Origin of the sequence: Streptomyces sp. NBC_00510 (assembly GCA_036013505.1) — a bacterium.
Lineage (GTDB): Bacteria > Actinomycetota > Actinomycetes > Streptomycetales > Streptomycetaceae > Actinacidiphila.
Genome location: CP107851.1, coordinates 4946953 through 4971836 on the forward strand (window position 1 = coordinate 4946953; position 24884 = coordinate 4971836).

A 24884-nucleotide genomic window follows, 5' to 3' on the forward strand; every position below is an offset into this window, starting at 1 on the left:
TCCGCGTCAGCGCGTGCCGAAGCGCCTCGCCGCCGCAACGACCGCCTCCCCCATGGTGGGGCTGCCCGTGTGACCGGAGTCGTCGATCACCTGGAGCTCGGCGTCGGGCCACGCCTTCGCCAGCTCCCACGCGGTCGTCAGCGGACTGCCCAGGTCCAGCCGCCCGTGGATCAGCACCCCCGGGATCCCGGCGAGCCGGTACGCGTCCCGCAGCAGCTGCCCGTCCTCCAGCCAGGCGCCGTTGGCGAAGTAGTGCGCGCAGATCCGCACGAAGGCGACCAGGTCGTCGTCCGGCCGGTCACCGTAGGCCCCCGGCTTGCCGTTGGTCTCGTGGGCGATGACCGCGTCCTCCCAGGTGACCCAGTCGCGTACGGCCTTCTCCCGCGCCGCGGCGTCCGGACCGTTCAGCAGCCGGTCGTACGCGGCCGGCAGGTTCCCGTCCCGCTCGCCGGGCGGCACCCCGTCCCGGAACGCCTCCCACGGCCCCGGCACCAGCCGGGCCACGCCGCGGTAGAGCCAGTCGATCTCCTCCCACCGGGTCGTGGTGACCCCGACGATCACGATCTCCGACACCCGCTCCGGGTACCGCTGCGCGTACGCCAGGATCAGCGTCGAGCCCCACGAACCGCCGTACAGCATCCACCGCTCGACGCCCAGGTGCTCGCGCAGCCGCTCCATGTCGGCGATCAGGTGCTCGGTCGTGTTGTGCTCGAGCGACACCGCCGGGTCCGAGGCGTGCGGCAGGCTCTGCCCGCACCCCCGCTGGTCGAACAGCACGATCCGGTACGCCTCGGGATCGAAGGTCTTCCTGCTGCCCCGCTTCCCCCCGGAGCCCGGGCCCCCGTGCACGCACAGGACCGGCTTGCCGTCCGGGTTGCCGCTGGTCTCCCAGTAGACGCGCTGCCCGTCCCCGACGTCGAGCAGCCCCGACGCGTACGGCTCGATCAGCGGAAATCCCGCTGCTGCCATCACGATCCCCTCCTCCGCACCGGTGAACGACCCCGCGAGGCTACCGGTCCTCACTCGGGGCCCGAGCGGGGCCGGGGGAAGGGCCCGGGCTCCGCCGGTCCGTCCTCCTCGCCCTCGGCGGAGGGGCGGTACCGGTCCAGGGCCGGCAGGTCGGGCACCAGATGGGCGTGGGCCCGGCACACGGCCGCGGTCTCGGCGATCGACACCAGCGGGGTGCGGATGTGGGACCAGCCGCCCGAGGCGTCGCCCGCCACCGCGACCCCCACCCGGTCCGGGGCGATGGCGGTCGCGGCGGCCATCGCCTCGGACGAGATGTCGCCCAGACCCACCTCGGCGGTCTGCTTGTTGACGCGGTGCACGACGCGACCGGAGAGCTGGGACCGGAGCGTCGCGGCGCCCTTGCCCAGCTCGACCCCGAAGCGCTGCCCGCAGATCTCCAGGTAGATGCCGACCGCGCGGGCCCGCTGCGCCAGCCGGATCAGGTTCGCCACCATGCGGTCCCGGCGTTCCTCGTCCTTCTTCGTCGCGCTGAGGAACAGTTCGGCGACCTCGTCGACCAGCACCACGACGGGCACCGGCCGCACGTACGCGGGCAGCCCCCAGATGTCGGAGGCCACCTCCTCGTCCGCGGCGTCCAGCGCCGTGCGCTGGCACTCCTTGAGCACCGCGAACCGGTGCTCCATCTCCCCCACCAGCGCGTCCAGCAGCTCCGCCGCCTGCTCCCGGTCGGTCGCCAGGGCCGACAACCGGGACGCGTACGGGATCTGCTCCACCCCGCCCTTGCAGTCGATCCCCACCAGGGCCACGGGCAACCGGGCCAGGTTCATGATCAGGTTGCGCTGGTACACCGACTTGCCCGACTGGTTCGCCCCGAGGGTGAGCGCGTGCGGGATCTCCCGGTAGTTCCGCACGAAGGCGGTCCCGTCGTCCCGCAGCGCCACCGCCACCACCATCGGGCCGGACGGCAGGCGGCGCGGCATCCGTACGTCGCGGAGCACGTCGTAGCCGGTCATCCGCAACTCGACCACCCCGGGGCCGAGCTCGACCACGTGCACCGCGTGCACGCCCCACGCGTGCCGCAACCGGTTGGACGCCGCGGCCACATCGGCCGGCTCCAGCCCGCCCGGCAGCCGCAGCCGCACCCGCATGCCGGTCAGCGAGCCGCCCACCCGCCGGATCCTCGGCGGCACCGGCCGCACCTCCTTGCGCCCCGCCGCCCGCCCCGCCAACGCCCGCGCCCACGACGGCGGTACGGCCAGCCCGCACGCCGCCATCGTGGAACCGTAGGTCGACAGGAACCGCCCCCAGGCCAGCGGCAGCCCGAACAACAGCCAGAACGCCACCGGGAACCGTCGACGGGCATAGGCCAGGCCACCGGCCGAGGCCAGCAGCAGACCCAGGAGCGCGACACCCGTCATGGTGATCAGCCCTTGCCGTTCGGGACGGCGGCCTGCACCGGCGCGGTGACCGCCCGCGGCACGCGAGCAGATCCCATGCCCGGTTTGACCGTTAAGCGTATTCTCTCACCCCCGCCCCCGCCGCCCGGTCACCGACACCGGCGGTTCGCCGGACGGTCGGCCCCGACAGGGCCGGCGTACGGCGGCGTCGAGGCCTTCACCCGTCCCCGCCGCATGAAGAAGGGGCGCCCCCGTGTCTTGGGGCACCCCTTCCGTCCAGCGCCTTCGCCGGCCCGGTGCGGAGAGCGTGGGACGTGAGCCCACGGTGACATCGCCGCCAGGACGGTTCTCAATACCTTCCCCCAGCGTGTAGGCGACCAATAAGGCCCTGCTCAGGACCGAGGTTCGGCCTCCGATGATCCGGCCGGCACGCCGTCGCACTCGTCCAGGGGCCTGTTGCGGCGGTCCCGTTCAGGCACGCGGGGCTCGCGCCGTGGTCACAACTCACGCCACTCGCCCAGTTCGCCAGGCGCCCCCGCCTGGATGAACGTGCGAACCAGGAGCCAGGCGCGATCGACAGCCAGGACGAAATCGCCACTGAAGACAACCAGGTCGTCCATGACCGGGACTTCGACAACGGCATCCGCCGCGGCGGTGCCATCGCCGCAGAGAAGGGACGACCTGTCCGCGTCATCGAACAGATGGATGACCGCTTGATCACCGCGAAAGCCCAGAGCCAGCAAGGGAAAGCCACTGCCTGACAGCCGGACTTCAACGTACCCCTGGCCACGGGTGCGCAGTTCGCCGAAGCGTTCCGCCAGAGCCGCCACGTCCGAGCGCCTCTCAAATGCGGAGAATCGTCCTGATTCCGGCGCGGTCGCCGCCCACATCACGCTCATCCCCGCGCCTCCTGCCTGCACCCCACTACCCGAAGTTCAGCGCGGTCCGATCATCGGCCATCACGTCGCTTGGTGACCTGCCACCAGATCACGACCGCCACGACAGTGATCAGGCACAGCAGCGCCAGCCCCAATCCGGGGGTGCCGTAGTAGAAGTGGAACCCTCCACCGCGTCGGCGGAGCGCGAGTTCGAACACGGTGTCTGTCGAGGTCATGATCAGGGACTGTAGGGCCGAGCCGTGGTGCCGCACCAGGTCCGGCGTGCGGCATCCGGTTTTCCGGATCCACAGCGACCATCGCGCACGAAGAAGGGGCGCCCCCGTGTCTTGGGGCACCCCTTCTGTCCAGCGCCTTCGCCGGCCTACTGCGGAGAGTGTGGGATTTGAACCCACGGTGACATCGCTGCCACGACGGTTTTCAAGACCGTTCCCTTAGGCCGCTCGGGCAACTCTCCCCGCGCCGCGGGGTCCGGCTGGTGGGCCGGGCGGCGCGGGGACAGCCTAACGGGTCGGCTCAGCTGCTGCTGTCGCCCTTGCGTTCGCCGAGAGTGAGGGTGGCGGTGCGGGTCTGGCCGTCACGGGTGTACGTGAGGTTGACCTTCTCGCCGGGCTCGTGCTGCCAGATCTCGCCGATGAGGGTGGGGCTGGAGTCGACCACGGTGTCGTCGAACTTGGTGATGACGTCGCCGGAGCGCAGGCCCGCCTGGTCGGCGGGGCCGCCGGAGGTGACGGCGTCGGCACCGGTGGCGATCTTGGCGCCCTCGCCGCTGTAGCTGGAGTCGACGTGGACGCCGATGACGGCGTAGACGGGCTCGCCGTTCTTGATCAGGTCCTCGGCGACGCGGCGGGCCTGGTCGATCGGGATGGCGAAGCCCAGGCCCACGCTGCCGGACTGGGAGGTGCCGTCGCTACCGGTGGACTGGATCGCGGAGTTGATGCCGATGACCGCGCCCTCGGAGTTGAGGAGGGGGCCGCCGGAGTTGCCGGGGTTGATCGAGGCGTCGGTCTGTATGGCGCTCATGTAGGAGGCGTTGGACCCCTCCCCGTCGCTGGAGGCGATGGGGCGGTGCAGGGCGCTGACGATGCCGGTGGTGACGGTGCCGGAGAGCCCGAAGGGGGCGCCGATGGCGATGGTGGAGTCGCCGACGGCCACCTTGTCGGAGTCGCCGACGGCGAGCGGGGTGAGCTTGTCGGGGGTGACCCCCTTGAGCTTGACGACGGCGACGTCGTAGCCCTGGGCGCGGCCGACGACCTCGGCCTCGTACTTCTTGCCGTCGGAGAACGTGGCGGTGAGCTTGCCGCCGTCGGCGGCGGGGGCCACGACGTGGTTGTTGGTGAGGATGTGGCCTTCCTTGTCGTAGACGAAACCGGTGCCGGTACCGCTCTCCTGGCGGCCGGTGGCCTCGATCGTGACGACGCTGGGGAGGGCCTGCTTGGCGATGCCCGCGACCGAGTCGGCGGCGCGGCTGAGGTCCTTGGGGTTGCCGACCGAGGAGACGGTGGTCGAGGAGGAGCTGTCGTTGCGGTCCGCGGCCCAGAAGCCGACCCCGCCGCCGATGCCGCCCGCGACGAGCGCGGCGACCAGGACGGCGGCGACCAGGCCGCCGTTGCCGCGCTTCTTGGGCGCGGGGGCGGCCGGCACCGGCGTGCCCCACACCGGGCCCACGGGACCGGACGGGCCCATGGGGCCGGAGGGCCCGACGGGACCGCCGTACGGCTGGGTGGGCGGCGGGGCGACCGGCGGCAGGGGCGCGGTGTGCACCTCGGCGGGCGGTGCCGCGGGGGCGGCCGGGGGAGCGGCCTGAGGCGCGGCCTGAGGCGCGGCGGGAGGTCCGGCAGGGGGTCCGACGGGGGGACCGGCCGGAGGCGCCACCGCGGCGGGCGCCGGGGCCGCAGGGGCCGCAGGGGCCGCAGGAGCCGCAGGAGCCTCCGGAGCCGCGGGGGCGGCCGGGCCCGGCGCCGACGCCTGCGCCTGCGCCTGGGCCGGGGGAGCGGCGGGCGGGGCGGCGGGGGGCACGGGAGGTGCAGCGGGAGCGGCGGACCCAGCGTCAGCGGGCGGCTGCGTCGGCAGCGCCGCCGGGACCGGGCCGGCCTCGTTCTCGGTGCTCACGGCTGTTCTCCTCGGATATGCGTTGTATGCCGTGCGTACGGTTACGGCTACGGTACGTACGACGACCGTCGTGATGGACACAGCTTTTCCCACCGGGTGTCAGGCCGCCGTAAGCAGCGGCCGTTCCCGGCCCGGCGGATGGCACGATAGCCCGGTGACTGATCTCCGCGCGATCCAGGTCGTGGCTCACCGGGGAGCGTCCGAGGACGCCCCGGAGCACACGCTCGCCGCCTACCGGAAGGCGATCGAGGACGGCGCGGACGCCCTGGAGTGCGACGTACGCCTCACCGCGGACGGCACGCTGGTCTGTGTGCACGACCGCCGGGTGAACCGCACCTCCAACGGGCGGGGCGCGGTCTCCGCGCTGGAGCTGGCGGACCTGAGGACCCTGGACTTCGGCAGCTGGAAGGCGCAGCCGGGCGCCGGAGGGGCCGGCAGGGCCGGCGGGACGCGGCGGCGCCCGTCCGCGGAGCTGCGTTCCCTCCTCGACGCCGACGCCGAGGCCCCCGACCGCACCGACGGCGACCCGGACGAGCTCAGCCGCGTCCTGACCCTGGAGCAGCTGCTGGAACTGGTCGCGGACACCGGCCGCCGGGTGGAGCTGGCGATCGAGACCAAGCACCCCACGCGCTGGGCGGGGCAGGTCGAGGAACGGCTGGTGGAGCTGCTGGACCGGTTCGGGATGCTGTGGCCCGAGCCGGGCGAGCCGTCCCGGGTCCGTGTCATGAGCTTCTCCTCCCGTTCCCTGCGCCGGATCCGGATGGCCTCGCGCGACCTGCCGACCGTCTTCCTGATGCAGTACGTACTGCCCCGGCACCGCGACGGCCGGCTGCCGGCCGGGGTGGGGATCGCCGGGCCGGGCATCCGCATCCTGCGCTCCAACCCGGGGTACGTGGAGCGGCTGCACGAGGCGGGGCACCGGGTCCACGTGTGGACGGTGAACGAACCCGAGGACGTCGAACTCTGCGTGCGACTGGGCGTCGACGCCGTCATCACCAACCGCCCACGACAGGTTCTGGCCCAACTCGGGTGCTGCTGAAGGGAATACGGATTCCCTCCCTCCCCGGGTGGTGTGCACCGGCGCGTTCGGAACCTGTTCGATCGTTGTGTGTGCCCCAAGAGATCGCAGTTGGCCGGTTTCCGGCCCAGAACGAGAGGGCATCCATCCCGTGGCGTGGGGTGAAGGAGGTCTCGGGGGTGGCGTTGGTGGTGGCCCAGGAGGTGCCGACGTCCTCGACCATGGCCCTGCCTCATGGTCCGGCGGGCGTGGCCGAGGCGCGGCGCAGGCTGCGCAAGGAACTGTGCGCGTACGGGGTCGCGGAGCCGGTCGTCGACGACGCGGTGCTCATCCTGTCGGAACTGCTCAGCAACTCCTGCCGGCACGCCCGGCCGCTGGGCGAGGACGCGCCGTCCTCGGGCGGCAGCGGCATCAGGGCCGCCTGGGGGATCGACGAGGACGGGTTGCTGACGGTGGAGGTCACCGACGGCGGCGGGCCCACCCGCCCGCTTCCGGCCAGTCCCTCGCTCACCGCCCGCGGCGGCCGCGGGCTCGGCATCGTGCGGAACCTGTCGCTGCGCTGGGGCGTGCGCGACGCCCCCGGCGAGGTCACGGTGTGGGCGATGCTCGCGGTGCGCAGCCGGCACGCGCGGCGCGACGACCTCGTGCCCCAACTCGACATCCCGATCGACTTCGCGGACCCCTTCGACGACCTCCCGTAGCCCCCGCAGGGGAGTTGCCCGGCCTCCACGGGCGCGACCTCCGATGAGGGCGGACGGCGTGGCGCTAGGCTCACGGCCGGAACACCGCCGTTACCGGGAGAGATCGAGCCATGGCGAAGAAGCGCCCGACGAAGACGAAGGCCCCTGCCCGCCCGCAGATCACCGACGGGGAGATCCCCGTCGTCGGGGCCCGGGAACCCTGCCCGTGCGGCTCGGGACGGCGTTACAAGGCGTGCCACGGCCGTGAGGCGGCGCACGCGGTGACGGAGCTGGTGCGACGGCCGTTCGAGGGCCTGCCGGCCGAGTGCGACTGGGTGGCGCTGCGCGAGCTGGTGCCCGCCGCCACGGCCGCGTTGACGCTCAAGGACCCGCTGCCCGACGGCGTGCCGTCCGTCACGCTGGCGACCGTGCTGCCGATGGCGTGGCCGGGGCTGCGCCGTGACACCGGCACGGTGCTGCTGGGCCTGCAGAACGACACGGCTTCCGGGGACATCAGCCGGGACCTGGCCGACACCCTGCTGCGCGCGCTGCAGGCGGAGCCGGGCAACCCGGTGGGCGGGGAGCGCCCGGCGCCCGAGGGTCCCCGGCTGCAGGACCTGCTGGACCTGGACGCCGCGTTCGAGCCGGTGGTGCACACCGGTTTCGAGTTCTGGCTGGAGGACGCGGAGTCCGCCACCGGCGAGGTCGCCGCCTCGCTGGAGCGGGCGAACGCGGCCGTGATCCCGACCGTGCGGCTGACCGGTGTCGATGCGGCGTACTGGTGCGAGACCCCGGAGAAGAACCACCTGCGCTGGGTCATGCCGCACCCGGAGGAGCAGTTGCTGGACGCGCTGGCCCGGCTGCACGCCGCGGGCGCCTCGTCGCTGGGCGAGGGCACGCGGCTGGTGGGCTCGTTCCGGGCGCACGGGCTGGTCGTCCCGGTGTGGGACCTGCCGACGGGCGTCTTCGCGGACGAGGTCGAGAAGCCGGCGGCGGCCTTCGGCGAGCGGCTGGCCGAGGTGCTGGAGCGGACGACCCCGCTGACGGCGGAGGAGCGGCGGGCGCGCAGCGGCTTCACCAACCGGCAGATCACCCTGAGCTGACCGGTCTCCCGCGCCGGTAGCCGCAGTTCAGGCCATGATCGCGCCCGGGTGATCCTGGTCACAGCCGCTGCCGGCCGGGCCCGGAACCCGGGCCGGAACCCGTACCCCGGATTTGCGTACGGGCGAAGTCTTGTTACCGTTTAAACAGTCCGGTCGCTGGTGCATCCCCCGTCGCCAGCGACCGGACGTTTCCATGCGCGGGTCAGTACGCGGATCCGCTGCGCAGCAACGGGCGTTCCCCGCCCCGCTCGGCGATCTCCGCCACCGCCGTGTACGGCTCCGCCGCCCCCGCCACCGTCGGCTCGCGCGGCGTCTCGCAGCTCCCGCTCCCCGCGTCCGCGGTGATGACGCACCGCGCCTGTACGGTCCCGCCGTCGGGCCGCATGAGGCTCAGCACCCCGTCCAGGGGCCGGCCCGTGGAGTTGCTGTAGTGCGTGCGCGCCCAGGTGTCGCCGTCCTCGTCGATGGTGCAGGTCTGCGCCCGCAGGCCTTCCGCGGAGGTGAGTTGGGGACCGCAGGATGCGGTCTGGCGTTCGGATCCGGCCAGCTTCGGCAGGGCGTCGAAGACACCGGGACCGCTTGACAAGGGCTTGTCGTCCGTGAGCGCCGTCGTGACGTCCACGGGCACCGCGGGGAGGACGGGCCCGGCGGTGGCGTCGGTCAGGGGCAGCATCGCGGCGACCGCCACGACCGTGGCGAGGGCGGCCATCCGCAGGTTCGGCGCACGCATCATGCACAGAACATAGCGGGAGAAACGGACATGGAGCGGGGGCCGTTGCCCGTTCGCAGGGCAACGGCCCCCGCTCCTACCCGAACGAGTGACGACCGACGGGGACGGCGACCGTCACGCACCTCCCGCGGGACCCCTCACCGGGTCCCGCTCAGTACGAGAGCCGGCTGCCGTCCGGCGCCGTGCGGCCCGCCTGCACCAGGGTGTCGACGATCACCCGGACGCTGGGCAGCCACGGCGCCCGGTCGCCCGGGTCCACCACCGGCCGCCGGACCCAGCGCGCCCCCGCGGTGCCGTCGGAACCGTCGGATCCGACCGGCGAGGGCGGCAGGACGAGGTAGCCGCCCTCGCCGTGGTACCGCAGCGAGGTCGGCACCCATTCGTGGCGGTCGAGCAACTCGCCCAGTTCCTCCAGGGAGTACGGCTCCACCAGGACCGCGAAGCGCGTGGGGGTGGCCACGACCGGGCCGGTGCGCACCCCCAGCTTGTCGAAGACGCCCAGCGCCCGCGCTCCCGCGACGGCCGGCAGGCTCACCGCCGAGACCCGGTCGCCCGTGGCGAGCACGACCGGCTGGTCCGGCCGCCGCGTCCACCACCAGCGGACCATCCGTGGATCGCGGGTCGCCGCGAGGAGGCCCGGATCGTGCGGATGGGCGCCCGGCACCGGACAGTCGGGCCGCAGACAGGCGCATCCGCCCCGCGCGTCCGTACCGGCTCCGGGCACCACGGGCCATTGCCACCGCTCGGCGCAGGTGAGCGCCGCACGCAGCAGCTCAGGACTGCTCTTGCGTCGCTTTCCGAGGATCTCGCGCATCTGCGCTCGTTCCTTTCCGTTGGCGCTCAGGGATCTGCCCATGACACAACGTAATCTGGAACACACCGCTTACGAGGCAGCGCATCACGTCTCGAGCCGAGCGTGGAACGTGGCGGGGGGTGGCGCACACTGGCGCTTGTTCGTCCTGCGGAGTGCTGGGAACTGCTGCGTGTGCTTGCGTTTGCTGCTGTGTGCGGTCCCGCCGGCTGTGCAACACCCCGCCATGGGGGGAGGGTCGGCCGTCTCCGTCTATGACGCCCTGGCAGGGCGCCGGGTTCCTGCGGCCGCCAACTCCCATCCCTTACGTACCCGCTGCGATGGATATGACGCGCTGTCGAACCCCTTCAGTCGACAACTAATTGTGGCACGCGGTGCCCTTTTTCGGCCATAGTCCTGCATCTCCTCGGACGCGCCGACACCAGCCCTTCCACCTGCGCAATCCTGGACACACCCACGAGTAGGCGGTACAAGGTAATCCATTGATAGCGGCGCAGCACGAGCTTGGGGGTTTGCGATGCTATTGAGGGAAATGCGCTGCTCTGCGGAGCCGTCGCCGCGTCACGACGAAGAGCGTGAAAGCCGGCGGCCATGAGCGCCGCGCGCCTACCGAAAGTGGCCGGAATCGACGCACCCATTCCGACACCGGCGCACACTTCCTCCCCCGCGGTCGAACAACAATCCCATCCGGCCGACCCGGACGCACACTCCGGGACGCCGGATCCGGTCGGCCAACTCACCGCGGCCCAGGACCGGATGGCCTCCTGGATCTCCGACCTGACCACCCTGCACGAGCTCACCGGGCGGCTGGCCAGGACCGCGACCCTGCAGGACGCGCTGCGCGAACTGCTGCGCGCCGGCGGCACCTTGGTCGGTGCGCGACGCGGACTGGCCGCCGTCTCCCCGGTCGACCGGCTCGGTCCGGCCACCGTCGTGGGCCTCGGTCTCGGCCCGGCCGAGCTCGGCGCGCTGGAGACCGTCCCGCTGCCGGCCGCACCCGAGGCGGTGCCGGCGGAGGAGATCCACACCGATCTGTGCCGCGAGCCCGGACTCGGCCCGCGCCACCGCGAGGTCGCCCTGCGGCTCGGCTTCGGCGCCAGTTACGCCCTCCGGCTGTCCGCGGACTCCGCAGGCCGGCTGGGCTCGGCCCTGTGGTTCTACGACGAGCCGGCCGAACCCGGCGAACGGCAGCGCCACCTCATCGGCCTGTACTGCCGCCACGCCACCGAGCACCTCGCCCGGCTGCTCGAGCTCGACCGCAGCCGCGCCACCGTCGCCACGCTCCGCCAGGAGCTGCTGCCGACCCGGCTGCCCCGGGTCCCCGGGGTCCGTCTGGCGGTGCGGCACCGCCCGGCCGCGGGGGGCGGCGGCGACTGGTACGACGCCCTCCCGCTGCCCGAGGGCGCGCTGGGGCTGTCGGTCGGCGGCGTGAGCGGCGGCGGCATGAGCGCGGTCGCCGCGATGGGGCGGCTGCGGGCCTCCCTGCGGGCGTACGCGGTGATGGAGGGCGAGGACCCGGTCGCGGTCCTGTCCGACCTCGAGCTGCTGCTGCGGCTGACCGAGCCCGCCCGGTCGGCGACGGCCCTGTTCGCCTACGCCGAGCCGGCCTCCCGGAAGGTCTTGGTCGCCGGGGCCGGGCACTGTCCCCCGCTGATCGTCGGCGGGCACCGGGTCGAGTACGTGGAGACCTCGCTGTCCGCGCCACTGGGCATGCTCAGCTGCTGGGAGGCGCCCAGCGTCGAGTTCCGGGCGCTGGCCGGGGAGACCCTGCTGCTCTACACCGACGGCCTGCTGCACCGCACCGGCGATCCCGTCGACCGCGCCTTCGCCCGCCTGCACGCGGCCGCGGCGTCCGCCCCGCGGACCGCCCGGGACGACCCGGCGCAGCTGGTGGAGCACGTCCTGCACGCCATGCTCCCCGGCGACCGCGAGGACCCCCACCCGACCGAGGACGTCGTCCTGCTCGCCGCCCGCTTCGACTGACCACCGGCGGGGACCGCCGCCGGTCCTCCCCGCCCACCCACTTACGATGGGGTGGTCTACTGCGAGGAGGCATGACGTGGCCGAGGACCGCGCTCCGGAGACCCCGGAAGGCGACGAGCCCATCAAGCAGCGGAAGAACGGCCTGTACCCGGCCGTCTCCGACGAGCTCACCGAGGTGATGAAGTCCGGCTGGGCCGACACCGAACTGCGCGACCTGCAGCCGATCGAGCAGGCACCGTACGCCGCCAAGCGGCGCGCGGCGCTGTCCGCGCGCTTCCCCGGCGAGCGGCTGGTGGTCCCGGCCGGCAACCTGCGCACCCGCGCCAACGACACGGACTACCCCTTCCGTGCCGCGAGCGAGTACGTGCACCTCACCGGCGACCAGACCCAGGACGCCGTCCTGGTCCTGGAGCCCAACGGTGACGGATCTCACGACGCGACCGCCTACCTGCTCCCCCGCTCCTCCCGGGAGAACGGCGAGTTCTGGCTGGACGGCCAGGGCGAGCTGTGGACCGGCCGCCGCCACAGCCTGACCGAGGGCGAGGTCCTGCTGGGCCTGCCGTGCGCCGACGTCCGCAAGGTCGCCGACGTGCTGCGCGAGGCCGGCGGCCCGGTGCGGGTCGTCCGCGGCTACGACGCCGGCATCGAGGCCGCGCTGACCGACAAGGTCACCGCCGAGCGCGACGCCGAGCTGAAGGAGTTCCTGTCCGAGCTGCGGCTGGTCAAGGACGAGTGGGAGATCGGCGAGCTGCAGAAGGCCTGCGACTCCACCGCGCGCGGTTTCGAGGACGTCGTCCGGGTCCTGGACAAGGCCGAGGCGACCTCCGAGCGCTACATCGAGGGAACGTTCTTCCTGCGCGCCCGTGTCGAGGGCAACGACGTCGGCTACGGCTCCATCTGCGCGTCCGGCCCGCACGCCACCACCCTGCACTGGGTCCGCAACGACGGCCCGGTCCGCTCCGGCGACCTGCTGCTGCTCGACGCCGGCGTGGAGACCCACAGCCTCTACACCGCCGACGTCACGCGCACGCTGCCGGTGAGCGGCACGTACAGCGACATCCAGCGGAAGATCTACGACGCCGTGTACGAGGCGCAGGAGGCCGGCATCGCCGCCGTCCGCCCGGGCGCCGCGTACCGCGACTTCCACGACGCCGCCCAGCGCGTGCTCACCGAGAAGCTCGTCGAGTGGGGCCTGGTCGAGGGCCCGGTCGACCGCGTCCTCGAACTCGGCCTGCAGCGCCGCTGGACCCTCCACGGCACCGGCCACATGCTGGGCCTGGACGTCCACGACTGCGCCGCCGCCCGCACGGAGACCTACGTCAACGGCACGCTGGAGCCGGGCGTGGTCCTCACGGTCGAGCCGGGCCTGTACTTCCAGGCCGACGACCTGACCGTGCCGGAGGAGTACCGGGGCATCGGCGTCCGCATCGAGGACGACATCCTCGTCACCGAGGACGGCAACCGGAACCTCAGCGACGGCCTGCCGCGCCGCTCCGACGAGGTCGAGCGCTGGATGGCCGCCCTCAAGGGCTGACCCCCGCCGCCCGGACCGACGGCCGGGGCCCCACGGACCTCCGTGGGGCCCCGGCCTCCGTGCGTCACGGGCCGGCCCCGGTCCCCGTACGCCTGGGCCCTGTCGCCTAGGAGACCTTGAGCAGCGAGTCGTCCCGCCACTTGAGGATCTTGTCGAAACTGACCACCGCCCCGTGCCCGGGACGGTTGTGGAAGTGGACGTGGTCCACCAGCGCCTCGATCAGGAACAGCCCGCGCCCGTGCTCGGCGTGCTGGTCCTTCTTCGCCAGCGGACGTACGGAGTGGTGCGTACGGCGCAGGTCCGGGGCGAAGCCCGGGCCGGAGTCCGCCACCTCGATGCGGCAGCGATCGCCCTCGATGCGGGCCGTCACCCGGTACTCGCCGTGGGCGGCGTGCTCAACGGCGTTGGCACAGGCCTCGGTGAGGGCGACCGACAGGTCGTAGGAGATGTCGGGGTCCACCCCGGCGGTCTCCATCGTCCCCAGCAGGAGCCGGCGGGCGAGCGGAACGCTCGCAGCCTCGCGCCGCAAATGGAGGGACCACCAGATGCTCATGCTCAGCCTCCTGGCTGCGGCTCGACATACCGATACGTATTGCCCCGAAACACGGTCGGTAAGCGTGGCGTTGACGTGATGCCAGCCATACGGCGGATGCCGTCGCTCCTCAGGCGGGTGGTAGGAACGCCGCCGGACGCCATAGCACAGACCGGCGTGTTCCGGGACCCGCCGTTCGCAAGGCGGGCGCGCGGTGAGAAGATGACGCCCGTCATGTCTACCCCCGTGCGCGCCGGCGCCGATCTGCGACTGCTGCGGGCCGCGGTGTTCACCGCGGTCTGCGTCGTGTTGTCCGCGGGCGCGCACATGCTGGCGTCGGGGCACGGGGTGCCCGGCTGGACGCTGGCGGTGGGCTGGCTGGCCGTCTTCGCGGTCGTCGCGCCGCTCGCCGGGCGGGAGCGCTCGATGCCCGCCATCGCGACCGGGCTCGCGGGCGGACAACTCGTGCTGCACGTGCTGTTCAACGTGGGCGGGGTCTGCGGTGCCGGCGGGATAGCCGAGATCGCCGGGCGGCTGCTCTGCGACGAGCGGGCGGCGGCGCTGCGCTCCCACGCGCACTCCGCGGCCGGGACGGGCCACATGGTGGGCATGCCCGCGATGCCCGGCATGCCCTCCGCGGCCGCCGAGAGCACGATGCTCTCCTACAGCCTCCCCATGCTGCTCGGGCACGTCGTCGCCGCGGTGACCGCCGGCTGGCTGCTGCGCCGCGGCGAGGCCGCGCTGTGGCGGCTGGTCGCCCTGTCGGCCCGCGGGCTGGCCGAGCTGTCGGGCGGCGCCCTGCGCCACGCCGTCGCGCTCGTACGCCTCCTGCTGTCGGGCAGCCCGGCCGAGCCCCGCGCCGTCCTCGTCCCGAGCCGTGCCGGCGGCTCCACCCGCGTGCCGCGCACGGTGCTGCTGCGGCACAGCCTGGCCCGGCGCGGTCCGCCGGCGTACGCCCCCGCGGCCTGAACGCGACCCGCTCCACCGACGTACGAGGGCGGAGTCGCGCGCCGCACGCGTGCCATCCGTCACCTTCCCTCCGTCACCGTGGAGTCTCCGCATCATGAACACCGTCATGCGCCGCGCCACCGCCCTCGCCGCCGTCACCGGGGCGGCCGTGCTCGCCACCGCCGTCCCCGCCTTCGCGCACGTGAGCGTCCAGCCCGGCAACGCCGCCAAGGGCGGCTACAGCACGGTCGCGTTCAAGGTCCCCAACGAGGACGACAAGGCCTCGACGATCAAGGTCGAGGTCAACCTGCCGAGCGACCACCCGATCGCCTCCGTCTCCACCCAGCCGGTGCCCGGCTGGACGGTGCAGATCACCAAGACCAAGCTCAAGACCCCGCTGAAGACCGGGCACGGCGACCTCACCGAGGCCGTCACGAAGATCACCTGGAGCGGCGGGAAGATCAAGCCCGGCGAGTTCCAGCAGTTCCCCGTCTCCCTGGGCCCGCTGCCCGAGGACACCGACCAGCTGGTCTTCAAGGCGCTCCAGACGTACGACAACAAGGAGGTCGTGCGCTGGATCGAGGAGCAGCAGAAGGGCCAGGAGGAGCCGGAGCACCCGGCGCCCGTGCTGACCCTGGCCGACGCCGCGGACGACGGCCACGGCCACGACGCCTCCACCTCTGACGACAAGAAGGACGACGCCAAGGCCGAGGCCGTCTCGGCGTCCGGCGACGGCGCCACCGAGAAGGCCGCCTCCGCCGACGCCAGTGACACCACGGCCCGGGTGCTGGGCATCGTCGGCATCGTCGTGGGCGTGCTCGGCGTCGCCTTCGGCGTGGTGGCCGGCCGCCGTCGCGGCGCGGGCACCCCGTCCGCCTGACGCACCATCGCCGGGGCGGCCGCCGCGCACGCACCGCGGCCGCCCCGGCGCCGCAACGAATTCCTGGGGAACCCCTGATGCGTACCACCCTCAGGGCGGCAGCCTCGGCCGCCGCCGTCGCCGCACTCGCCCTGACCCTCGCCGCCTGCGGCGGCCCGAACGGCGGGGCGGACACCTCCGGCGCCGGGCCGGTCGTCTCCGTCGAGGGGACACCGAAGGCCGCGACCGTCCTGGACACGCCGTTCGAGAAGCCGGACATGATCCTCACGGACACGCACGGCGCGACGTACGACTTCGTCGAGCGGACCAAGGGCCGGCCGACCCTGCTCTTCTTCGGCTACACCCACTGCCCGGACGTCTGCCCGACGACGATGAGCGACATCGCCATCGCCAAGTCGAAGCTGCCCGCGGCCGAGCAGGACGAACTCCTCGTGGTCTTCGTGACCACCGACCCCGAACGCGACACCCCGCAGCGGCTCGGCGAATGGCTGGGCGCGCAGGACAAGTCCTTCGTCGGCCTCACCGGTGACTTCGCCACGATCCAGGCGGGCGCGCGCTCGCTCGGCGTGGACGTGGAGAAGCCGGTGAAGGAGAAGGACGGCAGCATCACCGTGACGCACGGCGCCCAGGTCATCGCGTACTCGCCGAAGGACGACAAGGCGCACGCGCTGTACATGTCGGGCACGACGTCCGAGGAGTTCGCCGCCGACCTGCCGAAGATCATCACGGGGCGGACGCCGTGACCCCGACCCGCTCCCTGCGGCGGATCCCCGTGGCGGCGGCCCTGGTGCTGCTCGGCGCCACGGCCTGCTCCGGGTCACCGGACGGCCCCGAACTGACGGTGAGCGGCGCCTACATCCCGCAGCCAGCGCTGGCGGACATGGCGGCCGGCTACTTCACCGTCAGCAACACCGGCGACCGGGACGCCCGGCTGACCTCCGTCACCAGCGACCTGTCCGGGGACATCACCCTGCACAGCACCGAGGACAACCGGATGCGCCGGGTGACCTCCTTCACGGTCCCGGCGGGCGGGCGGCTCACGCTCGCGCTCGGCGGCAACCACCTGATGCTGACGGACCTGGAGCACAAGCCCGCGGCCGGCGAGCAGGTCTCGCTGCGGCTGCACTTCGACGACGCCGACACCATCGACGTACGGGTCCCGGTCAAGCCCGCGGGCTACCACCCGGGGGACTGAGGAGAGCGCCATGAGGGTGATGACGAAGTCCGCGCTGCGGCTGCTGGCCGTACCGCTCGCCGTGCTCGGCCTGCTGCTCGGCACCGCGGCACCGGCGTCCGCGCACGCCGCGCTGGTCGGTTCCGACCCGGCCCAGGGATCGGTCGTCAAGACCGCGCCGGCGCAGGTGCGGCTGTCCTTCTCCGAGGGTGTGCTGCTGTCGAGGGACTCCATCCGGGTCCTCGGCCCGGACGGCAAGCGCGCCGAGACCGGCGACGCGAACGACGGCGGCAGGGGGAGCACGACCGCGGCCGTCGCCCTGCGCCCGGGGCTCGGCGACGGCACGTACACCGTCGCGTGGAAGGTCGTCTCGGCCGACAGCCACCCGGTCGCGGGCGCCTTCACCTTCTCCATCGGCGCGCCCTCCAAGACCTCCGTCCAGCTGCCCGACCAGGAGGTGGGCGGGGGCACCGTCGGCACCCTGTACGACATCGCCCGCTACGCCGCCTACCTCGGCTTCGCACTGCTGGTCGGCGCCGCGTTCTTCATCGGCGTGTGCTGGCCGGACGGCGCGCGGACGCGGTCGATGCGGCGGCTGGTGGCCGCCGGCTGGGCCGCGATGGTCGCCGCGACGATACTGCTGCTGATGCTGCGCGCCCCCTACGCCAACGGGGGCGGGCTGGGCGACGCCTTCGACCTCGGCGGCGTGCGGGACGTCCTGGACACCCGGCCCGGCGCCGCGCTGGTGTCCCGGCTGCTGCTGCTCGCCGCGGGCGCGGTGTTCATCGCCGTGCTCTTCGGCAGCTGGGCCAAGCGGGAGGACCCGGTCGAACGCCAGGACCTCGCCTGGGGCCTGGCCATCGGCGGCACGGTCGTGTCGGTCGGCCTGGCCGCGACATGGGCCATGGCCGAGCACGCCTCGGTCGGCATCCAGGCCTCGGTGGCGATGCCCGTCGACATCGTGCACCTGCTGGCCATGGCCGTCTGGCTCGGCGGTCTCACCGCGCTGCTGGTCGCGCTGTGGAGCGGGCAGCGCGTGGAACGGGCCGTGGTGCAGCGTTTCTCGAAGATCGCCTTCGGGGCGGTGGTGACCCTGGTCGTCACCGGCGTCTACCAGTCCTGGCGCCAGCTCGGCTCCTGGGACGCGCTGGTGTCCACCGGCTACGGCCAGCTGCTGCTGGTCAAGATCGGCCTGGTCATCCTCCTGGTGGAGCTGGCCTGGCTGTCCCGCCGCTGGACCGCGCGGCTCGGCGACACGGCCGTCCGCGGCAAGCCCGCCGTCGCCCAGCCGGTCGCCGCGGGACGGAAGGGCGCCGGCGGCGGTGGCGGGGGTGCGTCCGAGCGTGCCGAACAGCTGGCCCGCCAGGAGGCGGCGCTGGCCAAGGAGCGGGCCCGCAAGGACCGCGACGCCGACACCGAGCGCACGGGCCTGCGCAAGTCGGTGCTGGCGGAGGTGGCCGTCGCGGTCGTGGTGCTGGCCGTCACGACGCTGCTGACCGGCACCCAGCCGGGCAGGGCCGCCGAGGAGGGCGCCGCGCAGCAGCAGGCCTCCGCGCCGGTGTCCGAGGTGCCCGAGCCGCTGGACGTGAGGATCCCGTTCGACACGGGCGGCACGAACGGCAAGGGCGAGGCGGAGGTGACCCTGGACCCGGGCGGCGTCGCCGAGAACGAACTCCACCTGCTGGTCACCTCCCCCGACGGACGGGCCTTCGACGTCCCCGAGGTGCAGGTCTCCTTCACCCTGAAGTCCAAGAAGATCGGCCCCATCCCGGTGACGCTGGGGAAGATCGACACTGGTCACTGGAGCGCCGAGAACGTCCAGATCCCGGTCCCCGGGGAGTGGACGGTCGCCGTGACCGTACGGACCTCGGACATCGACCAGGTCACCCGCACGAAGGTAGTGAAGATCGGCTCATGAACGACCGCCCTCAGGACCTCTCACGGCGCCGTCTGCTCGGCACCGCCGGAGCGGCGGGCGCCGCGGGACTGCTCGTGGGCGGCACCTCGGGCGCCGTCACCGCGCACGCCACGCGGGACGAGGCCACCGCGCTGACCTCCGTCGGCGCCACGGCCGTCCCCTTCCACGGCACCCACCAGGCCGGCATCACCACCCCGCTGCAGGCCCGCGGCCACCTGGTCGCCTTCGACCTGGCCGCGGGCGCCGGGCGCAAGGGCGCCGCGGCGCTGCTGCGCCGCTGGTCGACGGCGGCCGAGGCGATGACGGAGGGCCGGGCCCCGTCGGGCGACAACCAGATCGCCCTGGACGCCGGGCCGTCCTCGCTCACCGTCACCTTCGGCTTCGGCCGCGGCTTCTTCGCCCGGACGGAGCTGACCGGGCGGATGCCGCAGGCGCTCGCCCCGCTGCCGGACTTCGCCTCCGACGCGCTCGACCGCGGGCGCAGCGACGGCGACCTGTGGATTCAGATCGGCTCCGACGACGCCCTGGTCGCCTTCCACGCCCTGCGCGTGCTGCAGAAGGAGGCCGCGGGCACGGCGACGCTGCGCTGGCAGATGAACGGCTTCAACCGCACCCCGGGCACGACCGCCGAGCCCCGCACCGCCCGCAACCTGATGGGCCAGGTCGACGGCTCCAACAATCCCCGGCCCTCCGACCCCGACTTCGACGCCCGCGTCTTCGTCCCCGCCTCCGGCTCCCCGCAGTGGATGGCGGGCGGCTCCTACGCGGTCGTCCGGCGCATCCGCATGCTGCTGGACACCTGGGACAACCTCCCCCCGGAGCGCCAGGAGAAGGTGATCGGGCGACGCAAGGCCGACGGCGCCCCGCTGTCCGGCGGCACCGAGGCGAGCAGGCCCGACCTCGACAAGCTCGGCCCGGACGGCCGTACCTTCGCGATCGCCGCCGACGCGCACGTCCGCGTCGCCGCCCCGGCCTCCAACGGCGGCGCGGCGATGCTGCGGCGCGGGTACTCGTACCACGACGGCTACCGTGACGACGGCGCACCGGACGCCGGACTGCTCTTCGTGGCCTGGCAGGCCGACCCGCTCAAGGGGTTCGTGCCGGTGCAGCGCAAACTCGACCGGGGCGACGGCCTGTCGCGCTTCCTGCGGCACGAGGCCAGCGGGCTCTTCGCGGTCCCGGGCGGCGCGGCACCGGGCGAGTACGTCGGCCAGCGGCTGCTGGAGTCCTGAGGCGGGACTTCGGCGGCAGGGCCTAGGCTGACAGACATGTCGCCGGCGAGCCGTTACACCTATCTCGGCCCTGAGGGCACCTTCACCGAGGCCGCGCTCCGGACGCTTCCGGAGGCCGCCACACGCGAGCTGGTCCCGATGGTCTCGGTGCAGGCCGCGCTCGACGCGGTGCGCAGCGGGGAGGCCGCGGCCGCCCTGGTGCCCATCGAGAACTCGATGGAGGGCGGCATCACCGCGACGCTGGACGAACTGGCGGCGGGCACCCCGCTGATGATCTACCGCGAGGTGCGGCTGCACATCGCGTTCGCGCTGCTGGTGCGCCCGGGTACGGGGCTCGGGGACGTCAAGACGGTCACCGGTCACCCGGCGGCGCAGGTGCAGGTCCGCAAGTGGCTGACGGCGCACCTGCCGGACGCCGCGTGGGAGTCGGCGGCGTCGAACGCGGACGGGGCCCGGCTGGTGGCGGAGGGCCGGTACGACGCGGCGTTCGCGGGCGAGTTCGCGGCGCCGACGTACGGGCTGGAGCCGCTGGCCACGCAGATCCACGACGCGGCGAACGCCGAGACCCGTTTCGTGCTGGTCGGCCGTCCGGCCCGGCCGGTCGCGCCGACCGGCGCCGACAAGACCTCGGCGGTGTTCTGGCTGGGCGACGACCACCCCGGCGCGCTGCTGGAACTGCTGCAGGAGTACGCGGTGCGCGGGGTGAACCTGATCCGCATCGAGTCGCGGCCGACCGGCGAGGGGATCGGCCGGTACTGCTTCTCGGTGGACTGCGAGGGGCACATCACCGAGCGCCGGGTAGGCGAGGCGCTGATGGGCCTGAAGCGGATCTGTCCGCAGGTGCGTTTCCTCGGCTCGTACCCGCGCGCGGACGAGGTGCCGCCGCAGCAGCGCAAGGGGACCACGGACGAGGAGTTCACGGCCGCGGCGGACTGGCTGGGGCGCGCCCTGGACGGGCGGGTCTGAGGCGCTCGCGCACCGCTTCCCGGGGGCCTTCGGTGAACAACCGGTGGCCCCTTCGGTTGTCCACCGCGTTATCCACAGGCCCTTGCCGCGGGCTGGGGATAAGTCGACAGAACAAGTCGCCCAAGGAACCGCCAGATCGACAAATCGGCACACTCGCGCCAACTGGTCCCACAGACCCCCAGGTCATCATTCGTCATCCCAATACCTTCGAACAACTCGATAGAGGGAAGAGTTCTCACTCGAAAGTGAGTGTTAGGAGGGTTTGGACCGGGAATCCATGCCCCCGCACCCACCCCGCGGAATGATCAGGTCCATCTTCCACAGCCCATCCACACCCGCTGTGGACAAGTGAGGGGGACCCCCCTCCCCCTGTGGATAACTCTCCGCTCCGGACCTGCCCCAACTGCCTTTGTCCACAGGCCACATGCCCTCCCCGGAGGGACGCGAAGAATTCGGTTGACGGTAACCGACCCGCCATTATCGGCCGTACGGCATTCCCCGCACCCGCTTTTCGAAGCGGACATAACACCCCATAAAGCACTTAACTTGTCGCGTCGGCACCCGGCGCACCGGTAGCCTGTTCCCGTGATTGACCTTCGCCTGCTTCGTGAGGACCCCGACCGTGTGCGCGCCTCCCAGCGCGCCCGTGGAGAGGACGTCGCGCTCGTCGACGCCCTGCTCTCCGCAGACGAGCGGCGCAGGTCGTCCAGTACCCGCTTCGACGAGCTGCGCGCGGAGCAGAAGTCGCTGGGCAAGCTGGTCGGCAAGGCCCAGGGCGAGGAGCGGGCCGAGCTGCTGAAGCGGGCCGAGCAGCTCAAGGCCTCCGTGAAGACCGCCGACGCCGAGCAGCACGAGGCCGCCGAGGAGGCGCACCGCCTCCTGCTGCAGCTCGGCAACATCGTCCACCCGGACGCCCCCGTCGGCGGCGAGGAGGACTTCGTCGTCAAGGAGGTCATCGGCAGCCCGCGCGACTTCGCGGCCGAGGGCTTCGAGCCCAGGGACCACATCGACCTCGGCGAGCTGCTCGGCGCCATCGACGTCGACCGCGGCGCCAAGGTCTCCGGCTCGCGCTTCTACTACCTGACCGGCCCCGGCGCCCTGCTGGAGCTGGCCCTGGTCAACGCGGCCATCGCGCAGGCCACCGCGGCCGGCTTCGTCCCGGTGCTGACCCCGACGCTGGTCAAGCCGGAGGCCATGGCCGGCACCGGCTACCTCGGCCAGGTCGAGGACGACGTGTACTACCTGGAGAAGGACGGCCTGTACCTGGTCGGCACCTCCGAGGTCCCGCTCGCCGCGTACCACATGGACGAGATCATCGAGGCGTCGAAGCTGCCGCTGCGCTACGCGGGCTTCTCGCCCTGCTACCGGCGCGAGGCGGGCTCGTACGGCAAGGACACCCGCGGCATCATCCGCGTCCACCAGTTCGACAAGGTGGAGATGTTCGTCTTCACCCGCCCCGAGGACGCCGAGGCCGAGCACGCCCGGCTGCTGGAGTGGGAGAAGCAGTGGCTGACCTCGCTCGAGCTGCCCTTCCGGGTGATCGAGCTGGCCTCGGGTGACCTGGGCTCCTCGGCGGCGCGCAAGTTCGACTGCGAGGCGTGGATCCCCACCCAGGGCAAGTACCGCGAGCTGACCTCGACCTCGAACACCACCGAGTTCCAGGCCCGCCGGCTCTCCGTGCGGCTGCGGGACGAGAACGGCACCCGCCCGCTGGCCACACTCAACGGCACCCTGTGCGCCATCCCGCGCACCATCGTCGCCATCCTGGAGAACCACCAGCAGGCCGACGGCTCGGTCCGCGTCCCCGAGGTGCTGCGCCCGTACCTGGGCGGCCGTGAGGTGCTGGAGCCGGTAGCCAAGTGACCGCCCCGCTCCCCTACCGTCTGGTCGCGACGGATCTCGACGGCACGCTGCTCGGCCCCGACCACACCGTCTCCGGACGTTCGCGCAAGGCGCTCGCTGCGGCCACCGCGGCGGGTGCCGATCACATCGTCGTCACCGGCCGCCCGGTGGCCCGTACGGTGCACGTCCTGGAGGACCTGGGCTACGAGGGCCTGGCCGTCTGCATGCAGGGCGCGCAGGTCTACCACGCGGGCGAGCGGCGGCTGCTGACCTCGGTCACGCTGGACCGGCAGACCGCCCGGACGGCGCTGGCCAAGATCGAGGCGGAGACCGGCCCGCTGGCCGTGGCGGCGGCGCTCGACGGCATCGACGGCGACATCGTGCTCGGCCCCGGCTACCGGCTGTTCGACTCGGAGCTGCCGGTGGGCGGCGAGGTGGACGACGTGGAGGGGCTGTGGGCGTCGCCCGTCAGCAAGCTCTACGTCCAGCATCCGCGACTGGGCGACGACGAGCTCGCGCACGCGGCGACCACGGCCGCCGGGGGCCTGGTCAGCGCCGTGATGTCCGGTACGGGCATCGTGGAGCTGCTGCCGCTGGGGCTGTCCAAGGCCCGGGGGCTGTCGCTGGCCGCCCGCCGGCTGGGCGTGACGGCCGCCGAGACCATCGCCTTCGGCGACATGCCCAACGACCTGCCGATGTTCGAGTGGGCGGCCCACGGCGTCGCGATGGGCAACGCCCACCCGCTGCTGAAGGCGGCCGCCGACGAGGTCACGGCCTCCAACGGCGAGGACGGGATCGCCCTGGTCCTGGAGCGGCTCTTCCCCGGGGCGTGAGCCCGCGGCACGCGAGGCCGATCAGCAGGGCGATGACGTGCCCGAGGTCGGTGTAGGTGCGCCCCGGTGCGACCAGGGGGTACGCGAAGAAGCCCGCGGCCGCGAGCAGGTAGGGCAGCCGCCAGGGCGGTCGTACGCGGTGGGTGAGCACGCCGATGGCCCCGGCCAGCCCGTAGCTGACGCCGATGTCGACGGTGTGGGCGAGCGAGGCCGGCAGCCGGTCCGCGTGGATGCCGAGCAGCACGGCCTGCTGGCTGAGGACGCTGGCCCCGACGTGGGCCAGGGCCACGACGCCGAGCCAGCGCCGGGTGCCCAGCCAGCGCTCGGCGGGGGCGTGGACGGCCTCGAAGCAGAGCGCGTACAGCCCGAAGGCCGCCGGGGACTCGGTCCACAGCGCGCTGCCGACCAGCGCCCGCACCGGCTGGGAGCCGAGCTCCGCCAGGTTGGTGCTGTTGTGGTGTAGCAGGAAGGACCTCAGGTCCGGCGGGGCGGCCGCCATGATGCCGCTGGTCACGGCGAGGGCCAGCAGCCAGATGTGCGTGCCGGGGGCGGAGCGCACCCAGGCCCGCACCTCGGGGACGACGACCCGGGCCGCCGCGCCGCTCAGTGCGGTGCGGCGGCGCCCGGTGCCGGCGGTGCCGGCCGCCTCGTCCGTTGCCATCCCCTCCATCGTGCGGCAGGGGGACGGCTGCTTCAGCGGGTTCAGGCCGCCTTGATCGCGGAGATGTCGAAGGTCAGCTTGACCTTGTCGCTGATCAGGACGCCGCCGCCCTCGAGGGCCGCGTTGTAGGTGAGGCCCCAGTCGCCGCGGTTGACGGTCGTCGAGCCCTCGAAACCGACACGGAGGTTGCCGTAGGGGTCGGTGGCGGAGCCGTTGTAGGTGAAGTCGATGGAGACCGGCTTGGTGGTGTCCTTGATCGTGAGGTCACCGTGCATGCGGTAGGTCTCGTCGTCGACCTGCTCGGCGGAGCTGCTGCGGAAGCTGATCTCCGGGTAGGTGGCGGCGTCGAAGAAGTCGCCGGTGCGCAGGTGCTCGTCGCGCTGGGCCTGGTTGGTGTCGATGCTGACGACCTTGATGGTGACCTCGGCGGAGGAGTTGGCCGGCTTGCCGCCGTCCAGCTGCAGCTTGCCCTCGTACTCCGCGAACTGGCCGCGCACGGTGGTGACCATCGCGTGGCGCACGGCGAAGCCGACCTCGCTGTGGGTCGGGTCGATCGTGTACTCGCCGGTCAGGTGCGCCAGGTCGGCGGACGGCGCGGTGGTGACGGCAGCGGTCTCGGTGGCATCGCTCTTGCGATTGAACAGGCCCATGACTAACTCCTTGGG

At 72.8% G+C, this 24884-nt stretch carries 24 protein-coding genes and 1 tRNA gene; 14 read left to right on the top strand and 11 right to left on the bottom strand.

Annotated elements, in window-relative coordinates; genetic code table 11:
* Positions 1-6: 6 nt before the first annotated feature.
* The 6 genes from pip to OG937_22275 form a co-directional block, all read right to left on the bottom strand.
* Positions 7-969, bottom strand: coding sequence for a prolyl aminopeptidase (pip, locus tag OG937_22250; GenBank protein WUD74218.1), 963 nt, complete (start codon positions 967-969; stop codon positions 7-9).
* Positions 970-1019: 50 nt separating this feature from the next.
* Complete coding sequence (locus tag OG937_22255; protein ID WUD74219.1) at positions 1020-2387, bottom strand: FtsK/SpoIIIE domain-containing protein; 1368 nt, start codon at positions 2385-2387, stop codon at positions 1020-1022.
* A 476-nt stretch (positions 2388-2863) separates the two neighbouring features.
* Positions 2864-3265, bottom strand: a complete 402-nt coding sequence (locus OG937_22260) for a hypothetical protein (GenBank protein WUD74220.1) — start codon at positions 3263-3265, stop codon at positions 2864-2866.
* Between the two features lie 50 nt (positions 3266-3315).
* Complete coding sequence (locus OG937_22265; protein WUD74221.1) at positions 3316-3480, bottom strand: hypothetical protein; 165 nt, start codon at positions 3478-3480, stop codon at positions 3316-3318.
* Positions 3481-3632: 152 nt separating this feature from the next.
* A tRNA-Ser gene (locus OG937_22270) sits at positions 3633-3719 on the bottom strand.
* Positions 3720-3778: 59 nt separating this feature from the next.
* Entirely contained in the window at positions 3779-5374 is a 1596-nt protein-coding gene (locus tag OG937_22275) for a trypsin-like peptidase domain-containing protein (protein WUD74222.1), read from the bottom strand.
* A gap of 154 nt (positions 5375-5528) precedes the next feature.
* On the opposite strand from OG937_22275, the gene OG937_22280 reads away from it, so the two are divergent.
* From OG937_22280 to OG937_22290, 3 genes are all read left to right on the top strand, one after another.
* Positions 5529-6413 carry a glycerophosphodiester phosphodiesterase gene (locus OG937_22280; protein ID WUD74223.1) on the top strand — a complete coding sequence of 295 codons (885 nt, stop codon included), beginning with the start codon at positions 5529-5531 and terminating at the stop codon, positions 6411-6413.
* A 71-nt stretch (positions 6414-6484) separates the two neighbouring features.
* A complete protein-coding gene (locus tag OG937_22285) occupies positions 6485-7093 on the top strand; it encodes an ATP-binding protein (protein ID WUD74224.1) in 609 nt (202 codons plus the stop codon).
* A 110-nt stretch (positions 7094-7203) separates the two neighbouring features.
* Positions 7204-8175, top strand: coding sequence for an SEC-C domain-containing protein (locus tag OG937_22290; GenBank protein WUD74225.1), 972 nt, complete (start codon positions 7204-7206; stop codon positions 8173-8175).
* Positions 8176-8377: 202 nt separating this feature from the next.
* On the opposite strand, the gene OG937_22295 is transcribed toward OG937_22290, so the two are convergent.
* Positions 8378-8908, bottom strand: coding sequence for a hypothetical protein (locus OG937_22295; GenBank protein WUD74226.1), 531 nt, complete (start codon positions 8906-8908; stop codon positions 8378-8380).
* A gap of 148 nt (positions 8909-9056) precedes the next feature.
* A complete protein-coding gene (locus tag OG937_22300; protein WUD74227.1) occupies positions 9057-9719 on the bottom strand; it encodes a bifunctional DNA primase/polymerase in 663 nt (220 codons plus the stop codon).
* 588 nt (positions 9720-10307) lie between these two features.
* Here OG937_22300 and OG937_22305 point away from each other — a divergent pair.
* Positions 10308-11699: a serine/threonine-protein phosphatase gene (locus OG937_22305; GenBank protein WUD74228.1), complete on the top strand. Its 1392-nt coding sequence runs from the start codon at positions 10308-10310 to the stop codon at positions 11697-11699.
* Positions 11700-11775: 76 nt separating this feature from the next.
* Positions 11776-13233: an aminopeptidase P family protein gene (locus tag OG937_22310; GenBank protein WUD74229.1), complete on the top strand. Its 1458-nt coding sequence runs from the start codon at positions 11776-11778 to the stop codon at positions 13231-13233.
* Between the two features lie 106 nt (positions 13234-13339).
* Here the strand turns inward: OG937_22310 and OG937_22315 are convergent, their stop codons facing one another.
* The gene (locus OG937_22315; GenBank protein WUD74230.1) at positions 13340-13786 is read right to left on the bottom strand and encodes an ATP-binding protein; all 447 of its coding nucleotides are present in this window, start codon (positions 13784-13786) and stop codon (positions 13340-13342) included.
* 213 nt (positions 13787-13999) lie between these two features.
* On the opposite strand from OG937_22315, the gene OG937_22320 reads away from it, so the two are divergent.
* From OG937_22320 to OG937_22360, 9 genes are all read left to right on the top strand, one after another.
* Positions 14000-14734 (top strand): hypothetical protein, encoded by a 735-nt coding sequence (locus tag OG937_22320; protein ID WUD74231.1) that lies wholly within the window; start codon positions 14000-14002, stop codon positions 14732-14734.
* A 94-nt stretch (positions 14735-14828) separates the two neighbouring features.
* Positions 14829-15593 carry a YcnI family protein gene (locus OG937_22325; GenBank protein ID WUD74232.1) on the top strand — a complete coding sequence of 255 codons (765 nt, stop codon included), beginning with the start codon at positions 14829-14831 and terminating at the stop codon, positions 15591-15593.
* 77 nt (positions 15594-15670) lie between these two features.
* The gene (locus OG937_22330) at positions 15671-16336 is read left to right on the top strand and encodes an SCO family protein (protein WUD74233.1); all 666 of its coding nucleotides are present in this window, start codon (positions 15671-15673) and stop codon (positions 16334-16336) included.
* Positions 16333-16788: a copper chaperone PCu(A)C gene (locus OG937_22335; GenBank protein ID WUD74234.1), complete on the top strand. Its 456-nt coding sequence runs from the start codon at positions 16333-16335 to the stop codon at positions 16786-16788. Before OG937_22330 ends, OG937_22335 begins: the two co-directional genes overlap by 4 nt.
* Positions 16789-16798: 10 nt before the next feature.
* Complete coding sequence (locus tag OG937_22340; protein ID WUD74235.1) at positions 16799-18685, top strand: copper resistance protein CopC; 1887 nt, start codon at positions 16799-16801, stop codon at positions 18683-18685.
* Entirely contained in the window at positions 18682-19917 is a 1236-nt protein-coding gene (efeB, locus tag OG937_22345; GenBank protein ID WUD74236.1) for an iron uptake transporter deferrochelatase/peroxidase subunit, read from the top strand. Before OG937_22340 ends, efeB begins: the two co-directional genes overlap by 4 nt.
* 36 nt (positions 19918-19953) lie before the next feature.
* Positions 19954-20883: a prephenate dehydratase gene (pheA, locus tag OG937_22350; protein ID WUD74237.1), complete on the top strand. Its 930-nt coding sequence runs from the start codon at positions 19954-19956 to the stop codon at positions 20881-20883.
* Positions 20884-21468: 585 nt separating this feature from the next.
* The gene (gene serS, locus OG937_22355) at positions 21469-22746 is read left to right on the top strand and encodes a serine--tRNA ligase (GenBank protein WUD74238.1); all 1278 of its coding nucleotides are present in this window, start codon (positions 21469-21471) and stop codon (positions 22744-22746) included.
* Entirely contained in the window at positions 22743-23558 is an 816-nt protein-coding gene (locus OG937_22360; protein ID WUD74239.1) for a Cof-type HAD-IIB family hydrolase, read from the top strand. The genes serS and OG937_22360 overlap by 4 nt, the downstream gene beginning before the upstream one ends.
* Here OG937_22360 and OG937_22365 read toward each other — a convergent pair.
* The gene (locus OG937_22365) at positions 23494-24219 is read right to left on the bottom strand and encodes a hypothetical protein (protein WUD74240.1); all 726 of its coding nucleotides are present in this window, start codon (positions 24217-24219) and stop codon (positions 23494-23496) included. The two genes, OG937_22360 and OG937_22365, sit on opposite strands and share 65 nt — an antisense overlap.
* 41 nt (positions 24220-24260) lie before the next feature.
* The gene (locus OG937_22370; protein WUD74241.1) at positions 24261-24869 is read right to left on the bottom strand and encodes a YceI family protein; all 609 of its coding nucleotides are present in this window, start codon (positions 24867-24869) and stop codon (positions 24261-24263) included.
* Between the last annotated feature and the right edge of the window lie 15 nt (positions 24870-24884).

Bases quoted from the DNA above. Each gene is read 5' to 3' on its own strand.
- OG937_22295 (WUD74226.1), bottom strand. From the start codon at position 8,908: ATGATGCGTGCGCCGAACCTGCGGATGGCCGCCCTCGCCACGGTCGTG.
- OG937_22305 (WUD74228.1), top strand. From the start codon at position 10,308: ATGAGCGCCGCGCGCCTACCGAAAGTGGCCGGAATCGACGCACCCATT.
- OG937_22365 (WUD74240.1), bottom strand. From the start codon at position 24,219: ATGGCAACGGACGAGGCGGCCGGCACCGCCGGCACCGGGCGCCGCCGC.
- OG937_22325 (WUD74232.1), top strand. From the start codon at position 14,829: ATGAACACCGTCATGCGCCGCGCCACCGCCCTCGCCGCCGTCACCGGG.
- OG937_22320 (WUD74231.1), top strand. From the start codon at position 14,000: ATGTCTACCCCCGTGCGCGCCGGCGCCGATCTGCGACTGCTGCGGGCC.
- pip (WUD74218.1), bottom strand. From the start codon at position 969: ATGGCAGCAGCGGGATTTCCGCTGATCGAGCCGTACGCGTCGGGGCTG.
- OG937_22315 (WUD74230.1), bottom strand. From the start codon at position 13,786: ATGAGCATCTGGTGGTCCCTCCATTTGCGGCGCGAGGCTGCGAGCGTT.
- OG937_22290 (WUD74225.1), top strand. From the start codon at position 7,204: ATGGCGAAGAAGCGCCCGACGAAGACGAAGGCCCCTGCCCGCCCGCAG.
- OG937_22265 (WUD74221.1), bottom strand. From the start codon at position 3,480: ATGACCTCGACAGACACCGTGTTCGAACTCGCGCTCCGCCGACGCGGT.
- pheA (WUD74237.1), top strand. From the start codon at position 19,954: ATGTCGCCGGCGAGCCGTTACACCTATCTCGGCCCTGAGGGCACCTTC.
- OG937_22370 (WUD74241.1), bottom strand. From the start codon at position 24,869: ATGGGCCTGTTCAATCGCAAGAGCGATGCCACCGAGACCGCTGCCGTC.
- OG937_22340 (WUD74235.1), top strand. From the start codon at position 16,799: ATGAGGGTGATGACGAAGTCCGCGCTGCGGCTGCTGGCCGTACCGCTC.
- OG937_22260 (WUD74220.1), bottom strand. From the start codon at position 3,265: ATGAGCGTGATGTGGGCGGCGACCGCGCCGGAATCAGGACGATTCTCC.
- efeB (WUD74236.1), top strand. From the start codon at position 18,682: ATGAACGACCGCCCTCAGGACCTCTCACGGCGCCGTCTGCTCGGCACC.
- OG937_22255 (WUD74219.1), bottom strand. From the start codon at position 2,387: ATGACGGGTGTCGCGCTCCTGGGTCTGCTGCTGGCCTCGGCCGGTGGC.
- OG937_22330 (WUD74233.1), top strand. From the start codon at position 15,671: ATGCGTACCACCCTCAGGGCGGCAGCCTCGGCCGCCGCCGTCGCCGCA.
- OG937_22300 (WUD74227.1), bottom strand. From the start codon at position 9,719: ATGCGCGAGATCCTCGGAAAGCGACGCAAGAGCAGTCCTGAGCTGCTG.